This is a genomic window from Streptomyces sp. NPDC047706 (assembly GCF_043204795.1).
Lineage (GTDB): Bacteria > Actinomycetota > Actinomycetes > Streptomycetales > Streptomycetaceae > Streptomyces.
In genome coordinates, this window is the sequence record NZ_JBIDCW010000007.1 from 15,125 (window position 1) to 29,128 (window position 14,004).

General features: G+C 71.3%; 16 protein-coding genes and 3 tRNA genes. 13 read left to right on the forward strand and 6 right to left on the reverse strand.

Going from position 1 to position 14,004, the window contains the following annotated elements:
• Positions 1-245 precede the first annotated feature (245 nt).
• From htpX to ACGF8A_RS10305, 4 genes are all read left to right on the forward strand, one after another.
• A complete protein-coding gene (htpX, locus tag ACGF8A_RS10290) occupies positions 246-1,109 on the forward strand; it encodes a zinc metalloprotease HtpX (RefSeq protein WP_393106284.1) in 864 nt (287 codons plus the stop codon).
• Positions 1,106-1,501 (forward strand): YccF domain-containing protein, encoded by a 396-nt coding sequence (locus ACGF8A_RS10295; protein WP_393106286.1) that lies wholly within the window; start codon positions 1,106-1,108, stop codon positions 1,499-1,501. The genes htpX and ACGF8A_RS10295 overlap by 4 nt, the downstream gene beginning before the upstream one ends.
• 96 nt (positions 1,502-1,597) lie before the next feature.
• Entirely contained in the window at positions 1,598-2,164 is a 567-nt protein-coding gene (locus ACGF8A_RS10300; protein ID WP_393106288.1) for an SMI1/KNR4 family protein, read from the forward strand.
• A 242-nt stretch (positions 2,165-2,406) separates the two neighbouring features.
• Complete coding sequence (locus tag ACGF8A_RS10305; protein WP_393106290.1) at positions 2,407-2,673, forward strand: GlsB/YeaQ/YmgE family stress response membrane protein; 267 nt, start codon at positions 2,407-2,409, stop codon at positions 2,671-2,673.
• Between the two features lie 139 nt (positions 2,674-2,812).
• Here the strand turns inward: ACGF8A_RS10305 and ACGF8A_RS10310 are convergent, their stop codons facing one another.
• Entirely contained in the window at positions 2,813-3,301 is a 489-nt protein-coding gene (locus tag ACGF8A_RS10310; RefSeq protein WP_393106292.1) for a YajQ family cyclic di-GMP-binding protein, read from the reverse strand.
• Positions 3,302-3,525: 224 nt separating this feature from the next.
• Between ACGF8A_RS10310 and ACGF8A_RS10315 the strand changes: the two genes are divergently transcribed.
• Positions 3,526-3,607 (forward strand) — tRNA-Tyr (locus ACGF8A_RS10315).
• A 74-nt stretch (positions 3,608-3,681) separates the two neighbouring features.
• On the opposite strand, the gene ACGF8A_RS10320 is transcribed toward ACGF8A_RS10315, so the two are convergent.
• Positions 3,682-4,212: a nuclear transport factor 2 family protein gene (locus ACGF8A_RS10320; RefSeq protein WP_393106294.1), complete on the reverse strand. Its 531-nt coding sequence runs from the start codon at positions 4,210-4,212 to the stop codon at positions 3,682-3,684.
• A gap of 243 nt (positions 4,213-4,455) precedes the next feature.
• Between ACGF8A_RS10320 and ACGF8A_RS10325 the strand changes: the two genes are divergently transcribed.
• Together ACGF8A_RS10325 and ACGF8A_RS10330 are read left to right on the forward strand one after the other, a co-directional pair.
• Positions 4,456-5,457 carry a hypothetical protein gene (locus ACGF8A_RS10325; RefSeq protein ID WP_393106296.1) on the forward strand — a complete coding sequence of 334 codons (1,002 nt, stop codon included), beginning with the start codon at positions 4,456-4,458 and terminating at the stop codon, positions 5,455-5,457.
• A 116-nt stretch (positions 5,458-5,573) separates the two neighbouring features.
• Entirely contained in the window at positions 5,574-5,795 is a 222-nt protein-coding gene (locus ACGF8A_RS10330; protein WP_393106298.1) for a hypothetical protein, read from the forward strand.
• Positions 5,796-5,980: 185 nt separating this feature from the next.
• Here ACGF8A_RS10330 and ACGF8A_RS10335 read toward each other — a convergent pair whose 3' ends face one another.
• Together ACGF8A_RS10335 and ACGF8A_RS10340 are read right to left on the reverse strand one after the other, a co-directional pair.
• On the reverse strand, positions 5,981-6,637 hold the full coding sequence (locus ACGF8A_RS10335; protein WP_393106300.1) for an SDR family oxidoreductase: 657 nt from the start codon (positions 6,635-6,637) through the stop codon (positions 5,981-5,983).
• Between the two features lie 264 nt (positions 6,638-6,901).
• Positions 6,902-8,188: an amidohydrolase family protein gene (locus ACGF8A_RS10340; RefSeq protein ID WP_393106302.1), complete on the reverse strand. Its 1,287-nt coding sequence runs from the start codon at positions 8,186-8,188 to the stop codon at positions 6,902-6,904.
• Positions 8,189-8,473: 285 nt separating this feature from the next.
• Here ACGF8A_RS10340 and ACGF8A_RS10345 point away from each other — a divergent pair.
• The 6 genes from ACGF8A_RS10345 to ACGF8A_RS10370 all read left to right on the forward strand — a co-directional run bounded on the left by ACGF8A_RS10345 (position 8,474) and on the right by ACGF8A_RS10370 (position 11,313).
• Positions 8,474-8,546 (forward strand) — tRNA-Thr (locus tag ACGF8A_RS10345).
• Between the two features lie 46 nt (positions 8,547-8,592).
• Positions 8,593-8,665, forward strand: a tRNA-Met gene (locus tag ACGF8A_RS10350).
• 89 nt (positions 8,666-8,754) lie between these two features.
• A complete protein-coding gene (gene rpmG / locus ACGF8A_RS10355; RefSeq protein ID WP_003948671.1) occupies positions 8,755-8,919 on the forward strand; it encodes a 50S ribosomal protein L33 in 165 nt (54 codons plus the stop codon).
• Positions 8,920-9,149: 230 nt separating this feature from the next.
• Entirely contained in the window at positions 9,150-9,602 is a 453-nt protein-coding gene (locus ACGF8A_RS10360; protein WP_393106304.1) for a MaoC family dehydratase N-terminal domain-containing protein, read from the forward strand.
• Between the two features lie 4 nt (positions 9,603-9,606).
• Positions 9,607-10,035 carry a MaoC family dehydratase gene (locus ACGF8A_RS10365; protein ID WP_393106306.1) on the forward strand — a complete coding sequence of 143 codons (429 nt, stop codon included), beginning with the start codon at positions 9,607-9,609 and terminating at the stop codon, positions 10,033-10,035.
• Between the two features lie 222 nt (positions 10,036-10,257).
• Positions 10,258-11,313 (forward strand): UDP-N-acetylmuramate dehydrogenase, encoded by a 1,056-nt coding sequence (locus tag ACGF8A_RS10370; RefSeq protein ID WP_393106308.1) that lies wholly within the window; start codon positions 10,258-10,260, stop codon positions 11,311-11,313.
• On the opposite strand, the gene ACGF8A_RS10375 is transcribed toward ACGF8A_RS10370, so the two are convergent.
• Both ACGF8A_RS10375 and ACGF8A_RS10380 read right to left on the reverse strand, forming a co-directional pair.
• Positions 11,303-12,358 carry an adenosine deaminase gene (locus tag ACGF8A_RS10375; RefSeq protein WP_393106311.1) on the reverse strand — a complete coding sequence of 352 codons (1,056 nt, stop codon included), beginning with the start codon at positions 12,356-12,358 and terminating at the stop codon, positions 11,303-11,305. The genes ACGF8A_RS10370 and ACGF8A_RS10375 overlap by 11 nt on opposite strands.
• A gap of 148 nt (positions 12,359-12,506) precedes the next feature.
• Positions 12,507-13,733, reverse strand: a complete 1,227-nt coding sequence (locus tag ACGF8A_RS10380) for a pyridoxal phosphate-dependent aminotransferase (protein ID WP_393106313.1) — start codon at positions 13,731-13,733, stop codon at positions 12,507-12,509.
• Positions 13,734-14,004 lie beyond the last annotated feature (271 nt).

Consider the following 14,004-nt stretch of genomic DNA (forward strand, 5'->3'; position numbering starts at 1 on the left):
GGTTCTCCCCGCGGGGCTCATCTCACGCAGCGGCCGGACCAGCGGCTTTCCCGGCCTCCACCCGGACGGCCGGGCGCCCTCACCCGGACGGCCGACGTGCACCGCCGCCCGTACCAGGGAACTGCTTGCCCTCGCCTCGCGTTGTCCAGATCGGGAGGGTCCACTGGACGTGTCACCACGGCACCAGCGGGACCGAAGATCAACTGGCAAAGGGTTCCCCTGCTGCACAACTTGGAGGGCGTACCGTGCACCGCCGGCACAACGGGCTCAGGACCGCAGTACTCCTCGGGGGGCTGTCCGCGCTCATCATTCTCATCGGCAGCTTCTTCGGCCGGGCCGGTCTCGTCGTCGCCGTTCTGATCGCCCTGGGCACGAACGCCTACGCCTACTGGAACAGCGACAAGCTGGCCCTGCGCGCGATGCGGGCCCGCCCGGTGAGCGAGTTCGAGGCTCCCGCGCTGTATCGCATGGTCCGCGACCTCTCCACACAGGCCCGCCAGCCCATGCCCCGCCTGTACATCTCCCCGACGGAGGCGCCGAACGCCTTCGCGACCGGCCGCAACCCGCGCAACGCGGCCGTGTGCTGCACCGAAGGCATCCTGCGCATCCTGGACGAGCGTGAGCTGCGGGGCGTCATCGGACACGAGCTGAGCCATGTCTACAACCGCGACATCCTCATCTCGTCGGTCACCGGCGCCCTGGCCTCCGTGATCATGTTCCTGGTCAACTTCGCCTGGCTGATCCCGATCGGCCGCTCCGACGACGACGACGGCCCCGGCATCCTCGGCATGCTGCTGATCATGCTGCTCGGCCCCCTCGCGGCCACTGTCATCCAGCTGGCCATCAGCCGCTCCCGCGAGTACGAGGCAGACGCCTCCGGCGCCCAGCTCACCGGCGACCCGCTCGCCCTCGCCAGCGCCCTGCGCAAGCTGGAGGCCGGCACCAAGCAGCTTCCGCTGCCCCCCGAGCCGCGGATCGAGACCGCGAGCCACATGATGATCGCCAACCCCTTCCGCCCGGGGCAGGGGCTGTCCAAGATGTTCTCCACGCACCCGCCCATGGCGGAGCGCATCGCTCGCCTCGAACAGATGGCAGGTCGTCGCCCATGAAGACCATCCTCAACGTCATATGGCTCGTCCTGAGCGGCTTCTGGCTGTTCCTGGGCTACCTGCTCGCAGGCGTGCTGTTGTGCATCACCATCATCGGCATCCCGTTCGGCATCGCCGCGTTCCGCATCGGCGTCTACGCCCTGTGGCCCTTCGGGTACACGACGGTCGAGCGTCGCGACGCCGGAGCCCCCTCCTGCGTCGGCAATGTCCTGTGGCTGATCCTCGCGGGCTGGTGGCTGGCCCTCGCCCACATCGTCACAGGGCTCGCACTCTGCGTCACGATCATCGGCATTCCGCTCGGCATCGCCAACTTCAAGCTCATCCCGGTGTCGCTGCTGCCCTTCGGCCGCGACATCGTCTCCACGGACCAACCGTTCGTGGCGGGTTGGTGACGCCGGCCCGGGAGGTGACGCCCCGACCGTCGTCCACAACCGCAGAGTTGTCCACAGGCCAGCCCGACTGTCGGTGCCGGCCTGCATCATGAATCCATGACCGAGATCGAGCAGTTGCTGGCAAGGGTGGAGGGCAAGGCCCGTGACACCCTTCCGTGGGGCCGGACTTCGCTTCCCGTGCCCGTGGAGCCCGCCACGGTGACCCACGCCGAGTCCGCACTCGGATTCCCGCTGCCGCCGCTGCTGGCGCAGCTCTACATGCGGATAGGAGACGGCGGTTTCGGCCCGGAGTACGGCCTGCTGCCCCTGCTCGACAGCCCACCCGCCGACGAGCCCGCCGCCGTCGTCCAGTACCTCGCCAACCGCGAGAGCGTCCGCAAGGACCCGGAGTGGCCCTGGCCCGAAGGTGTGCTGCCGATATCGCACTGGGGCTGTGGGATGTACGCCTGCGTGGACTGCCTCGACCCGCATACCCCCGTCCTGCTCTTCGAACCGAACGCCGACGACGCCGGCCACGCCTGGTTCGTGGACGCTCCCGGCCTCACCGCCTGGTTGCACGCCTGGATCGAGGGCACGGGCTGGTACGAGGAGAGCAACGAGGGATTGGATCTGGCGCCCTGGCCCGGCTTCCGCATACGCACGGCCCCGGCGCCGGCCACATAAGCGCACCCGTCGCTCCCAAGCCGGCGGTGTGGCATGCGCCGTATCCCGCCGGCCGGTGCAACCGCGAGGCACAGCCGGGCCGTCCTCCCGCAGAGAACAGCATGCCGCGACAGATCAGGGCGAGACGCGGCAGGGCGAGACGCGAACAGCACGACCACGGCTGCATCCGCCCGAGGCGAGATCGCCGAGATCACGGTTCTCGGCGGAGGTGCAGACCTGGCACGAAAGGGCAGGTTCACGGCATGGGCATCATCGCTTGGATCATCTTGGGGCTGCTGGCCGGAGCCATAGCCAAGATCCTTCTGCCGGGCCGCGACCCGGGCGGGTTCATCGGCACGACTGTGATCGGCATCGCGGGCGCGTTCATCGGCGGCTGGATATCGGCCCGCTGGCTGGACCACCCGATCACCAAGGACTTCTATGACGGCGCCACCTGGGCGGCGGCGATAGGCGGCTCACTGGTCCTGCTGATCGCGTACCGCCTCTTGTTCGGCCACTCCCGCGACTGAGCAGGCGCGCCGGGGCGGGCTGCGTGGCGCCGGCGAGGCCGTCGCTCCCGCAGTTGCGCCCGCGGGAAGGCGAGAAGGGCGGGCCACCTTCGCATGGCGCCCGCCCCTTCTCGATGCCCCCGCCGCACGCGGCGTCGTACTACCGGTAGTTCACGAACTGCAGTGCGAAGTCGAAGTCCTTGCCCTTCAGAAGGGCGATCACGGCCTGCAGGTCGTCCCGGCTCTTGGAGGTGACGCGCAGCTCGTCACCCTGAACCTGGGCCTTGATGCCCTTCGGGCCCTCGTCGCGGATGATCTTCGCCACCTTCTTCGCGTTCTCCTGGGAGATGCCCTCCTCGATCGACGCGAAGATCTTGTACTCCTTGCCGGAGAGCTGGGGCTCACCCGCGTCCAGGGCCTTGAGTGAGATTCCCCGCTTGACCAGCTTGGACTGGAAGACGTCGAGGACGGCCTTCACGCGGTCCTCGGAGTTCGCCTCCATCAGGATCTTGTCACCGGACCACGAGATCGAGGCGCCCACGCCCTTGAAGTCGTAGCGCTGCGAGATCTCCTTGGCGGCCTGGTTGAGGGCGTTGTCGACCTCCTGCCGCTCGACCTTCGAGACGATGTCGAAACTGGAGTCGGCCATGTGGTGTGGCTCCTTGTATCAGAGGGCGAATCGGTGCGTCGCGGCGTACGCGCGGCGGCGGCCGGGCCCGGCTCGGACCCGGGGCCGCATCCGCACAAGACTAGCCACCCCCCGTCGTCCGAGCGGCGATCAATCGGGTGGCGAAGCACCCCTCCGTATCGGGTATTGTTTACGTCGTTGCCAGCGAGCGCCGCCGAAAGGCGGTTCGATCGGCAGTAAACCCCGGCGGTGTGCCCGAGCGGCCAAAGGGAGCAGACTGTAAATCTGCCGGCTCAGCCTTCCCAGGTTCGAATCCTGGCGCCGCCACACTGGGGAAAACCCCCTCCGATCAGCCATCACGGCAGGTCGGAGGGGGTTTTCGTTGCTCGTCGCACGATGCTTCACGCGGAACGCAGAGCCAGTTCGTTGAACCCGGAGCCGGTGTCGATGGCGGTGACCTGGTCCGGCAGTAGGGGCAGCCGCGCGGTGAGGGCGGGGTCGATCAGGCCGGTCTGGGCGAGTACGGCCGCCTGGTCCCAGTAGATGTGCTCGCTGTCGATGGCGCCGTCGCGGAAGGCCACGATCGCCACGAGAGGAATCTGCACCGCCCGGCCGGTCGGCCGCACGCCCGGGAGGATCCAGGGGACCTCGCTGTCGTGGGTGAAGGAGACGATCAGCTCGTCGACGACCCGATCGTCCCCGACGGTGCGGGAAACCGACCGGACGGCGAAGTCGGCGGGGTTGTGGCCGATGAACCAGCGGGCGTAGAAGTCGGAGACTTCGCCTCGTCCGCTGGCGCCCATGGCGGTGGGCACATGAAGCACGGTCGGATGGTCCGTCATCGTGCTCATCGTGGCCCGCAGGTCGAGATTCACGAACTCACCGTCCGTGTGGGCCGTCCAGCAACGCTCCATGGCCGCGTGGTCCGCCATGAGGGTCTCCTCGGGGACGGGTCTTTTCCAGTATCCGAGCGGACGGGTCCGCTCGCTACCGGGGCCCATGCGACGGGAAAGGCGGCCCGTACCCCGACCGTCCGTGCGCCCTATTTGTGCTAGATACGGGTTATGTCGTCTACGTGGACCCTCGTGCCGCCGCACCACCCTCTCGCGCTCCGTGTTCGCAGCCCTGCCGGTCGCGCACGGCGGCAGCCTGGCGCCCGTGCGGTGGGATGACCCGTGCCGCGCCCCACTCCCGACGACGGCGCGGACGCACTCCAGGACGCCGCTCTCACTCGATCGGTGCTGAAGGCAGCGGTCGCGGACCCGCAGCGACTGCCCGAGACCCTCGCGTCCTACGCCGTCCGGCAGATGGGCCCGGCCGCCGCACGCTCGGTGACCCTGATGCGGGCGGAGCACCCCGACGCCACGATGGCCGAACTGCAGGACCTGCTGCTCACCCGGGGAAAGCGCAGGGTCGTCTCCGAAGGGGCCCTCATCGGCGGGCCTCTGACGATCATGGCGCCGTTCGCGTTCTGCGCGGCACTGCTCAGCCAGGCGCGTATCTGCCTGGAGCTCACAGCTCTGGGAGGACAGGACCCCACCGCTGCCGTGCGCGGTGCCGAACTCCTCGTCCTGCAAGGGGTGTACGCGGACGTCGACCGGGCGCGGACCGCGCTTGCGGACGCAGCTCTCGCCGAGCAGGGCAAAGCCGCGAAGAAGGCCCTGCGAGGCGTGGAAGCCGGGGCGAGCGGAGGGCGCGCGGCGACGCTGTTCGAGCTGACCCTGCGGATGGCGCGCGTCCTGGGGCTGATCGTGCCGAAGGGCGGGGCGAAGGCCGGGGGTGTGCGGCGATGGCTGGTCGCGGCGGGGCGTTACGTCCTGCTCGGAGTCGTGTTCCTGGTCGGTCTGGTCGCTCCGCTCGTCTGGATGCCGTACGTGGGCCGGTCGTACAGCCGGGCGACCGATCGTCTTCTGGACCGTGCCCTCGTCTTCTACTTCGGTGAGCGGGTCGCGCGGCCCCGCCCGAGCACGAGGGGGGCTCCCGGGATGGCGGCAGCCATGGTCAAGGCGCTTGTCTCGCTCCTGATTCCTGTGGGCCTGGTCGTGGGGGTCGTCCTCGCCGACCTGCGGGTCGCGGACAGCCGCTGGCCCGTCCTGGCCGTCACGCTGCTGACGGCGTCGTTCGGTGTGGCGGCGGCATGGCGGTGGCGGCGGCACCGCCGGCGCCGGACCGGCTGACGGCGGCTCAAGCTGTCGGTATGGTCCGGGCGTCGGCCCCCGCGCGGGTCTGCGCGTGTCCGGGTGCCGGGTGCTGGGTGCTGGGTGCGAAGAGGTGTTCGGGGCACACTGGCCCCATGAGCTTCCGCTCCTCCCGCCGCAGGACCTGTCCCGAGTGCCGTCGGGAGATCGCCGTCGTCGCGGGACGGTTCGCCCGGCACGACCCGCCCGGTGCCAGGGGGAGCGGCCGGCTCGTCTCGTGCCCCGGGTCACGTCGCCAGGCGCAACTGGGGGCTGTGCAGCCGTCCTTGGACGGTAACGTCGTGCCGGAGTTCCCCGGACAGCTGCCGCTGTTCTGAGGCCGGTGAACCGCCCGGCCCTCGTGCTGCTACCGGACCGGCCGGTCCCGGGGCTGTTCTGAGGAGGGTGAACCGTCCGGCCCTCATGCTGCCGGACGGACCGGCCGGTCCCGGGCCGCCCCCCTCGCCGCCGGCCTGACGGGCCGGGCGACCGCCCCGCCGCAGAAGGCCGCAGCCGTCCGAACTCAGTTCCCGGCCACCGACTTCACCGCCACCGAAACCGGAGCCGATCCGCTGATCAGCTCCAGTGTGAGGCCGGCGGTGGCCGGGGTCTCGAGCAGTTCGGCGAGTACGGCGGCCACGTCGTCGCGCGGAATCGGGCCGCGACCGGTCTGGGCCTCCAGGCGGACGAGGCCGGTGCCGGCGTCGTCCGTCAGCCGGCCGGGGCGCAGGATCGTCCAGTCCAGCGCCTCCTGGCGGCTGACGTGCGCGTCGGCCTCGCCCTTGGCGCGCAGGTAGACGTCGAAGACCTCGTCGCCCTGGTGGTTCGGGTCGGCGCCCATGGACGAGACGATCAGGAAGCGGCGTACGCCGGCCCGGACCGCCGCGTCCGCGAACAGCACCGCCGCGCCCTTGTCCACCGTGTCCTTGCGCGCCACCCCGCTGCCGGGGCCGGCGCCGGCGGCGAACACCGCCGCGTCGGCACCTTGCAGATGCGCCGCGACCTGCTCGACCGTGGCCGACTCCAGGTCCAGCAGCACCGGCTCGGCGCCAGCCTCCCGCAGATCGTCGCCCTGTTCGGGGCGGCGGATGATGCCCGCCGGCTCGTACCCGCGCGCGGCGAGCAGGCGCTCCAGCCGCAGCGCGATCTGTCCATGACCTCCAGCGATGACAATGCGCATGCTTCCGACCGTACGCCCGGACGGCCGCAACCGCCGCGTGGTGCGGGTGGCGTGGGGCGTGCCGGGCCGGCTCCCGCGGAGCGGGTCAAGGGGGCACGGCGGTGACCAAGGGGCCACGGCGGTGGTCAGGCGCACGGCGGTGGTCTGAGGCGCACGGCGGTGGTCAGGCGCACGGCGGTGGTCTGAGGCGCACGGCGGTGGCCAATGGCGCGCGGCGGTGGTCTGAAGGGCGCGGCGGTGGTCGAGGGCGTACGGGCGACACCCCTACGACGGCTCCCCCCGCCCCTGCCGGGGCAGCCCCAGCTCCGCGGACGCGGCCGAGTTGCAGTACTCGCGTACCGCGCTCGTCCGTGCCACCACGCGCCCTCGGTGCACCACGATCCGGCTGTACGCCAGCGACAGGGCACCGGCCAGCCGGTCGCCGCGTACGGCGAGCAGTTCGGCCGGGAAGCCCGCCTCCACCCGGACCTCGGGAAGGCCCAGGGCGGCGCGGGCCGAGGTGCTCACGGCGTCGTAGGCGTCCTCGGGGCGCAGGCCGTGGTGGGAGGCGAGAAGGTAGGCGGCCTCGAGGGGGTCGCCCCTGCCCACGGGGTTGGAGGGGTCCCGCAGGGCGCCGCTGCCGGCGGCGAGGCGTACGCCGGCGGCGCGCAGCAGCCGTACCGGCGCCGTCCCGCGCCGGTCGGAGCCCGCGCAGCCACCCTGTGGCAGGCACACCACGGTCACGCCCGCGGCCGCCAGCTGGTCGGCGGTGCGGGACGCCACATCGGTGGGCAGGTCGCCCAGGCCGCCACAGGGACCGATCGACACGCCGGGGCGCAGGCCGCCGGCCATCGCGGCGAGGCGGGCGAGCCGGGCCGGGTCGGTGCCGTCGGTGTGCAGGTCGACGGGGCAGCCCTGTTCGGAGGCGACCTCCAGGACGGCCTCCACATAGCCCGTCGGATCGGGGTCGAGATCCGGGCAGCCGCCCACCACGGAGGCGCCCATCTTCACCGCGTCCCGCAGTATGGCGAGCCCTTCCGCCCCGGCGACCCCGGTCAGCAGCCGCGGCATCGCCACCGTCGTCAGCTCCGCGAGCCCGCGCAGCGACCGCCGTGCCCGCAGTACGGCGGTCAGCGCGCCCAGCCCCGGAACGTCACCCACGCGCACGTGCGCCCGCAGGGCGGTCGCCCCGTGCCCCAGTTGCAGCAGTGTGGCCTCGGTGGCCCGGCGCTGGACGTCCTGGGTGTCGTACGAGGGCGGGCCGCCACCGTCGGCGGACAGGGCCGAGTCGGCATGGGCGTGGGCTTCGGCCGGGGCCGGCAGCAGCAGGTAGCCGCCGAGGTCCACCCGGCCGCCGTCGCCGCCGCCACCGCTGCCGCCGGCGCCGCCCCGGGAACCGCCCAGGCTGCCGGCCGTGCCGACCGCCTCAATGCGCCCGCCGCCCAACCGGACGTCCACCGTCCGGCCGTCGGTCAGTCGTGCGCCGCACAGCAGCAGGGAGGTCACGTCGCCCTGACCCGAGCCCGGCGGGAACGACGACGAAGGGGGCGGCTGCGGCTGGCTGTCGGGCATCGCGCTCCAGGGATCGGGCTCGGGGTCGGGGCTCGTGGTCCGGACCGGCGGGTCATGACCCACCGCCGTGCCATCACGCAAGATCACGCAGAGTGAGTCGAGCCTATGGCGGCGTTCGGCCCGTGGCGCGGAGGAGCGCAATAGTCGTACCGGTGTGGTCCGCCGGTCGAGCGCGGTGCCGCGGAGGCCTCCGGGGCTGCTGAGAGGTGCGCGACGGGGGCGTGGCGGGGGCGCTGAAACGGATTTGGGTGAACGGCGGCCGAGCGTGTAATGTCTTCATCGCTCGCCCCAATAGCTCAGTCGGCAGAGCGTCTCCATGGTAAGGAGAAGGTCAACGGTTCGATTCCGTTTTGGGGCTCTGGTGTGAGAGGTTCCCGCCGCCAGGCGGGGCCCGATCGCATCGCAGCGGTGTAGCTCAGTCGGTAGAGCAAGCGGCTCATAATCGCTGTGTCACCGGTTCAAGTCCGGTCACCGCTACTGACAGTAGCCGATTGCGGGGTCGGTCCTTCGATCGGCTACTCTTTCTTGCGTTGAATTAACCTACCCGTTCGTCAAGGAGCACTCACGTGGCTGCCACCGACGTCCGCCCGAAGATCACGCTGGCCTGCGTGGAGTGCAAGGAGCGGAACTACATCACCAAGAAGAACCGGCGTAACAACCCGGACCGTCTTGAGATGAAGAAGCACTGCCCGCGTTGCAACGCGCACACCGCGCACCGCGAAACGCGCTGACGCAGGCCGGTACATCTCGTACGACTCGTCAACACGAGGCCGCCCCCGCTGTTCAGGGGGGCGGCCTCGTTGCTTTTTTCGGTCACCCTTTCGGCCGGCGTGGCCACCGAGCGCAATCGGCCGCGGCGGCCTTCTATACCGTTGTCCCGCCGCGGTGCTCGTTGAGCAGAGCCCCTTGAGGGGCCGCCCTTCACCGGTCGACCAGAGCAGAAACCAGGAGGTGCCGAGCCATGGCGCTCGACCAGTCCTTCGTGGGGCGGAGCTACCCGCCCACCGACCCCTATGAGGTGGGACGGGAGAAGATCCGTGAGTTCGCGGAGGCGGTGGGAGACGCCAACCCGGCCTACACGGACCCGGAGGCCGCCAAGGCCCTCGGTCACCCCGACGTGATCGCCCCGCCCACCTTCGTCTTCGCGATCACCTTCAAGGCGGCGGGGGAGGTCGTCGCCGACCCGCAGCTCGGTCTGGACTACAGCCGGGTCGTGCACGGCGACCAGAGGTTCGCCTACAGCCGCCCGGTGCGCGCCGGCGACCGGCTCTCGGTCACCTCGACCATCGAGGCCGTCAAGTCGATGGCCGGCAACGACATCCTGGACGTCCGCGGCGAGGTGCACGACGAGGCCGGGGAGCACGTCGTGACCGCCTGGACCAAGCTGGTGGCCCGCGCGGCCGAGGAGGCGTGAGCAGATGACCGCCCAGATCGCGTACGCCGATGTCGAGGTCGGCACCGAACTTCCCGCGCAGTCCTTCCCTGTGACACGCGCCACCCTCGTCCAGTACGCGGGTGCCTCCGGGGACTTCAACCCGATCCACTGGAACGAGAAGTTCGCCAAGGAGGTGGGTCTGCCGGACGTCATCGCGCACGGCATGTTCACCATGGCCGAGGCGATCCGTGTGGTCACCGACTGGACCGGTGACCCGGGCGCGGTCGTCGAGTACGGCGTCCGTTTCACCAAGCCCGTCGTCGTCCCGAACGACGACGAGGGAGCCGTGATCGAGGTCAGCGGCAAGGTGGCCGCCAAGCTCGACGGCAACACGGTCCGCGTGGACCTCACGGCGACGAGCGCCGGGCAGAAGGTGCTGGGGATGTCCCGGGCGGTCGTCCGGCTGGCCTGAGCCCCGCACGGACGGGCGCGTATGCACGCATGGATGCGCGCGCGGGGAAGTGACCCTCGCGTGCAAGTAAGGGGCGCTCGCCAGTCCACTGAACCGAACCGCACGCGCGCGTACGGCCTCGTCCGCCGGCGGCGGGGCCGCACGCGCGCGTGCCCCGCCACCGGCGCCGCGGGTGGGCGCGCGCCTGCGGCCCTGTCAGTGCCGTCTCGTAGTCTTGGGCGCGTGCAGGTACTCCACGACGCTCCCCTCGCCCCGCTGACCACGTTCCGGCTGGGCGGTCCCGCGACCCGGCTGGTGACCGCGACGACCGACGCCGAGGTCGTCGAGTCCGTGCGGGAGGCCGACGCCGCCGGGACGCCGCTGCTGGTCGTCGGCGGCGGATCGAACCTGGTCATCGGCGACAAGGGCTTCGACGGCACAGCCCTGCGCATCGCCACCCGTGGATGCGAGCTGTCCGGTACGCGGCTGGAGCTCGCCGCGGGTGAGGTGTGGACGGACGCCGTCGCGCGCACCGTGGAGGCCGGGCTCGCCGGTGTCGAGTGCCTGGCCGGCATCCCCGGCTCGGCGGGCGCGACGCCGATCCAGAACGTGGGGGCGTACGGCCAGGAGGTCTCCTCCACCATCACCGAGGTGATCGCCTACGACCGCGAGGCCGGCGCGACGGTCACCCTGACGAACGCCGAATGCGGGTTCTCGTACCGGCACAGCCGCTTCAAGGCCGCCCCCGAGCGGTACGTCGTCCTGCGCGTCCGCTTCGAGCTGGAGGACGCGGGCGGGCTGTCCGGGCCCCTGCGGTACGCCGAAACCGCACGCGCGCTCGGGGTCGAACCGGGCGAGCGGGTCCCGCTCGGCGACGCCCGCGACATGGTGCTGAAGCTGCGTTCCGGCAAGGGCATGGTGCTCGACCCCGAGGACCACGACACCTGGTCCGCCGGGTCCTTCTTCACCAACCCGATCCTCACGGACGCCCAGTTCACGGCGTTCCACGCACGCGTGCGGGAGCGTCTCGGCGCGGACGTGGCGCCGCCGGCGTACCCGGCCGGGGACGGTCACACCAAGACGTCCGCCGCCTGGCTGATCGACAAGGCGGGCTTCCACAAGGGGTACGGCACCGGCCCCGCCCGGATCTCCAGCAAGCACACCCTCGCCCTCACCAACCGCGGCGAGGCGACCACGGAGGACCTGCTGGCGCTGGCCCGCGAGGTCGTCGCCGGGGTGCGTGAGGCCTTCGGGATCACCCTGGTCAACGAGCCGGTGACGGTGGGCGTCAGCCTCTGACGCCGGCGGGCCCGTCCGAGGTCAGCCAGGTGTCCACGCCCGCCAGGAGCTTCTTCTTCGTCTCCTCCGGGGCTGCCGACGCCCGTACCGACTGGCGGGCGACCTCGGCCAGCTCCGCGTCGGTGAAGGCGTGGTGCTCGCGGGCGATCTCGTACTGGGCCGCCAGCCGCGAGCCGAACAGGAGCGGGTCGTCGGCGCCCAGCGCCAGCGGGACGCCGGCCTCGAAGAGCCGCCGCAAGGGGACGTCCTCGGGCTTCTCGTAGACGCCGAGGGCCACGTTCGACGCCGGGCACACCTCACACGTGACGCCGCGGTCGGCCAGGCGCTTCAGCAGGCGCGGGTCCTCCGCCGCGCGCACGCCGTGGCCCACCCGGTCGGCGTGCAGGTCGTCCAGGCAGTCGCGGACCGAGGCGGGCCCGGTCAGTTCACCGCCGTGCGGGGCCGACAGCAGGCCGCCCTCGCGCGCGATGGCGAAGGCGCGGTCGAAGTCGCGGGCCATGCCGCGCCGCTCGTCGTTGGAGAGCCCGAAGCCGACCACGCCCCGGTCGGTGTAGCGCACGGCGAGGCGGGCCAGCGTGCGGGCGTCCAGCGGGTGCTTCATACGGTTCGCGGCGACCAGGACACGCATCCCGATCCCGGTGTCCCGCGCGGCCGTCTCCACCGCGTCCAGGATGATCTCCAGGGCCGGGATGAGACCGCCCAGGCGCGGGGCGTACGAGGTCGGGTCGACCTGGATCTCCAGCCAGCCCGAGCCGTCCCTGACGTCCTCCTCGGCGGCCTCCCGCACCAGCCGCTGGATGTCCTCCGGCTGCCTCAGGCACGAGCGCGCCGCGTCGTAGAGGCGCTGGAAGCGGAACCAGCCCCGCTCGTCCGTCGCCCGCAGTCTGGGCGGCTCCCCGCCGACCAGGGCGTCGGTCAGCGCGTCGGGCAGCCGGACGCCGTACTTGTCGGCCAGCTCCAGCAGGGTGCCCGGCCGCATCGAGCCGGTGAAGTGCAGGTGCAGATGGGCCTTCGGGAGGTCGGAGACATCACGTACACGTTCCATTCCAGGATCCTGCCGTACGACTTGCCCGTCCCTCCAGCGCTTTCCCCGTCAGTGGTCTTGCTCGCACGAAAACACGAAAGAACGGGCCGTCTCCCTTGAGGGAAACGGCCCGTCACGCGCGCGTGCGCCACGAAGTTGTCGCGGAACGTCAGTCGCGCGCCTCCGCCAGCAGCTTCTGGATGCGGCTCACGCCCTCGACGAGGTCCTCGTCACCCAGGGCGTACGACAGCCGCAGGTAGCCCGGCGTGCCGAAGGCCTCACCCGGGACGACCGCGACCTCGGACTCCTCCAGGATCAGCGCGGCCAGCTCGACCGTGTCCTTCGGGCGCTTGCCGCGGATCTCCTTGCCGATCAGCGCCTTGACCGACGGGTACGCGTAGAAGGCGCCCTCGGGTTCGGGGCAGAACACGCCCTCGATGTCGTTGAGCATCCGCACGATCGTGCGGCGGCGGCGGTCGAAGGCCTCGCGCATCTTCTCGACGGCGTCCAGGTCGCCGGAGACGGCGGCCAGCGCCGCGGCCTGGGCGACGTTGGAGACGTTCGAGGTGGCGTGCGACTGGAGGTTCGTCGCGGCCTTCACGACGTCCTTCGGGCCGATGATCCAGCCCACCCGCCAGCCGGTCATGGCGTAGGTCTTCGCGACGCCGTTGACCACGATGCACTTGTCGCGCAGCTCGGGCAGCACGGCGGGCATCGACACGGCCGAGGCGTCGCCGTAGACAAGGTGCTCGTAGATCTCGTCGGTGAGCACCCACAGGCCGTGCTCGACGGCCCAGCGGCCGATGGCCTCCGTCTCGGCCTCGGAGTAGACGGCGCCGGTCGGGTTGGACGGCGAGACGAAGAGAACGACCTTCGTCTTCTCCGTGCGGGCCGCCTCCAGCTGCTCCACGCCGACCCGGTAGCCGGTCGTCTCGTCGGCGACGACCTCGACCGGGACACCGCCGGCCAGGCGGATCGACTCCGGGTACGTCGTCCAGTACGGCGCGGGCACGATGACCTCGTCGCCCGGGTCCAGGATCGCGGCGAAGGCCTCGTAGATGGCCTGCTTGCCGCCGTTGGTGACGAGGATCTGCGACGCGTCGACCTCGTAGCCGGAGTCGCGCAGCGTCTTCACGGCGATGGCGGCCTTCAGCTCGGGCAGGCCGCCGGCCGGCGTGTAGCGGTGGAACCTGGGGTTCTTGCAGGCCTCGATCGCGGCCTCGACGATGTAGTCGGGGGTCGGGAAGTCGGGCTCGCCGGCGCCGAATCCGATCACCGGACGCCCGGCGGCCTTCAGGGCCTTGGCCTTGGCGTCCACGGCGAGGGTGGCGGACTCGGAGATCGCGCCGATGCGGGCCGAGACCCGGCGCTCGGTGGGTGGGGTTGCAGCGCTCATGGGTCCATCGTTTCAGACCGCAAACCGGCCCGGCACACTGGTTTCACGGACTGAACAGCCCAGGGCAAACCGTGGAACAACAGTCCGTATACCTCGGGCGGCTCCGGCGATCTTCGGCCGGTCCCCGGTCAGGTCCGCGCGCCGCGGGGCGGCCAACCGCCGGGAGCGCGGGCCTCACAGGCCATTTCTGTTCGACGCCCGGCTCAGGACCACGTACACTCTCACCTCGTTGGCCTCCGCCGAGCCCCGCGCTCGACCGGTGCACACCGAG

Bases quoted from the DNA above. Each gene is read 5' to 3' on its own strand.
- ACGF8A_RS10295 (WP_393106286.1), top strand. From the start codon at position 1,106: ATGAAGACCATCCTCAACGTCATATGGCTCGTCCTGAGCGGCTTCTGG.
- ACGF8A_RS10300 (WP_393106288.1), top strand. From the start codon at position 1,598: ATGACCGAGATCGAGCAGTTGCTGGCAAGGGTGGAGGGCAAGGCCCGT.
- ACGF8A_RS10305 (WP_393106290.1), top strand. From the start codon at position 2,407: ATGGGCATCATCGCTTGGATCATCTTGGGGCTGCTGGCCGGAGCCATA.
- ACGF8A_RS10310 (WP_393106292.1), bottom strand. From the start codon at position 3,301: ATGGCCGACTCCAGTTTCGACATCGTCTCGAAGGTCGAGCGGCAGGAG.
- ACGF8A_RS10320 (WP_393106294.1), bottom strand. From the start codon at position 4,212: ATGGCGGACCACGCGGCCATGGAGCGTTGCTGGACGGCCCACACGGAC.
- ACGF8A_RS10330 (WP_393106298.1), top strand. From the start codon at position 5,574: ATGAGCTTCCGCTCCTCCCGCCGCAGGACCTGTCCCGAGTGCCGTCGG.
- ACGF8A_RS10335 (WP_393106300.1), bottom strand. From the start codon at position 6,637: ATGCGCATTGTCATCGCTGGAGGTCATGGACAGATCGCGCTGCGGCTG.
- ACGF8A_RS10340 (WP_393106302.1), bottom strand. From the start codon at position 8,188: ATGCCCGACAGCCAGCCGCAGCCGCCCCCTTCGTCGTCGTTCCCGCCG.
- ACGF8A_RS10360 (WP_393106304.1), top strand. From the start codon at position 9,150: ATGGCGCTCGACCAGTCCTTCGTGGGGCGGAGCTACCCGCCCACCGAC.
- ACGF8A_RS10365 (WP_393106306.1), top strand. From the start codon at position 9,607: ATGACCGCCCAGATCGCGTACGCCGATGTCGAGGTCGGCACCGAACTT.
- ACGF8A_RS10375 (WP_393106311.1), bottom strand. From the start codon at position 12,358: ATGGAACGTGTACGTGATGTCTCCGACCTCCCGAAGGCCCATCTGCAC.
- ACGF8A_RS10380 (WP_393106313.1), bottom strand. From the start codon at position 13,733: ATGAGCGCTGCAACCCCACCCACCGAGCGCCGGGTCTCGGCCCGCATC.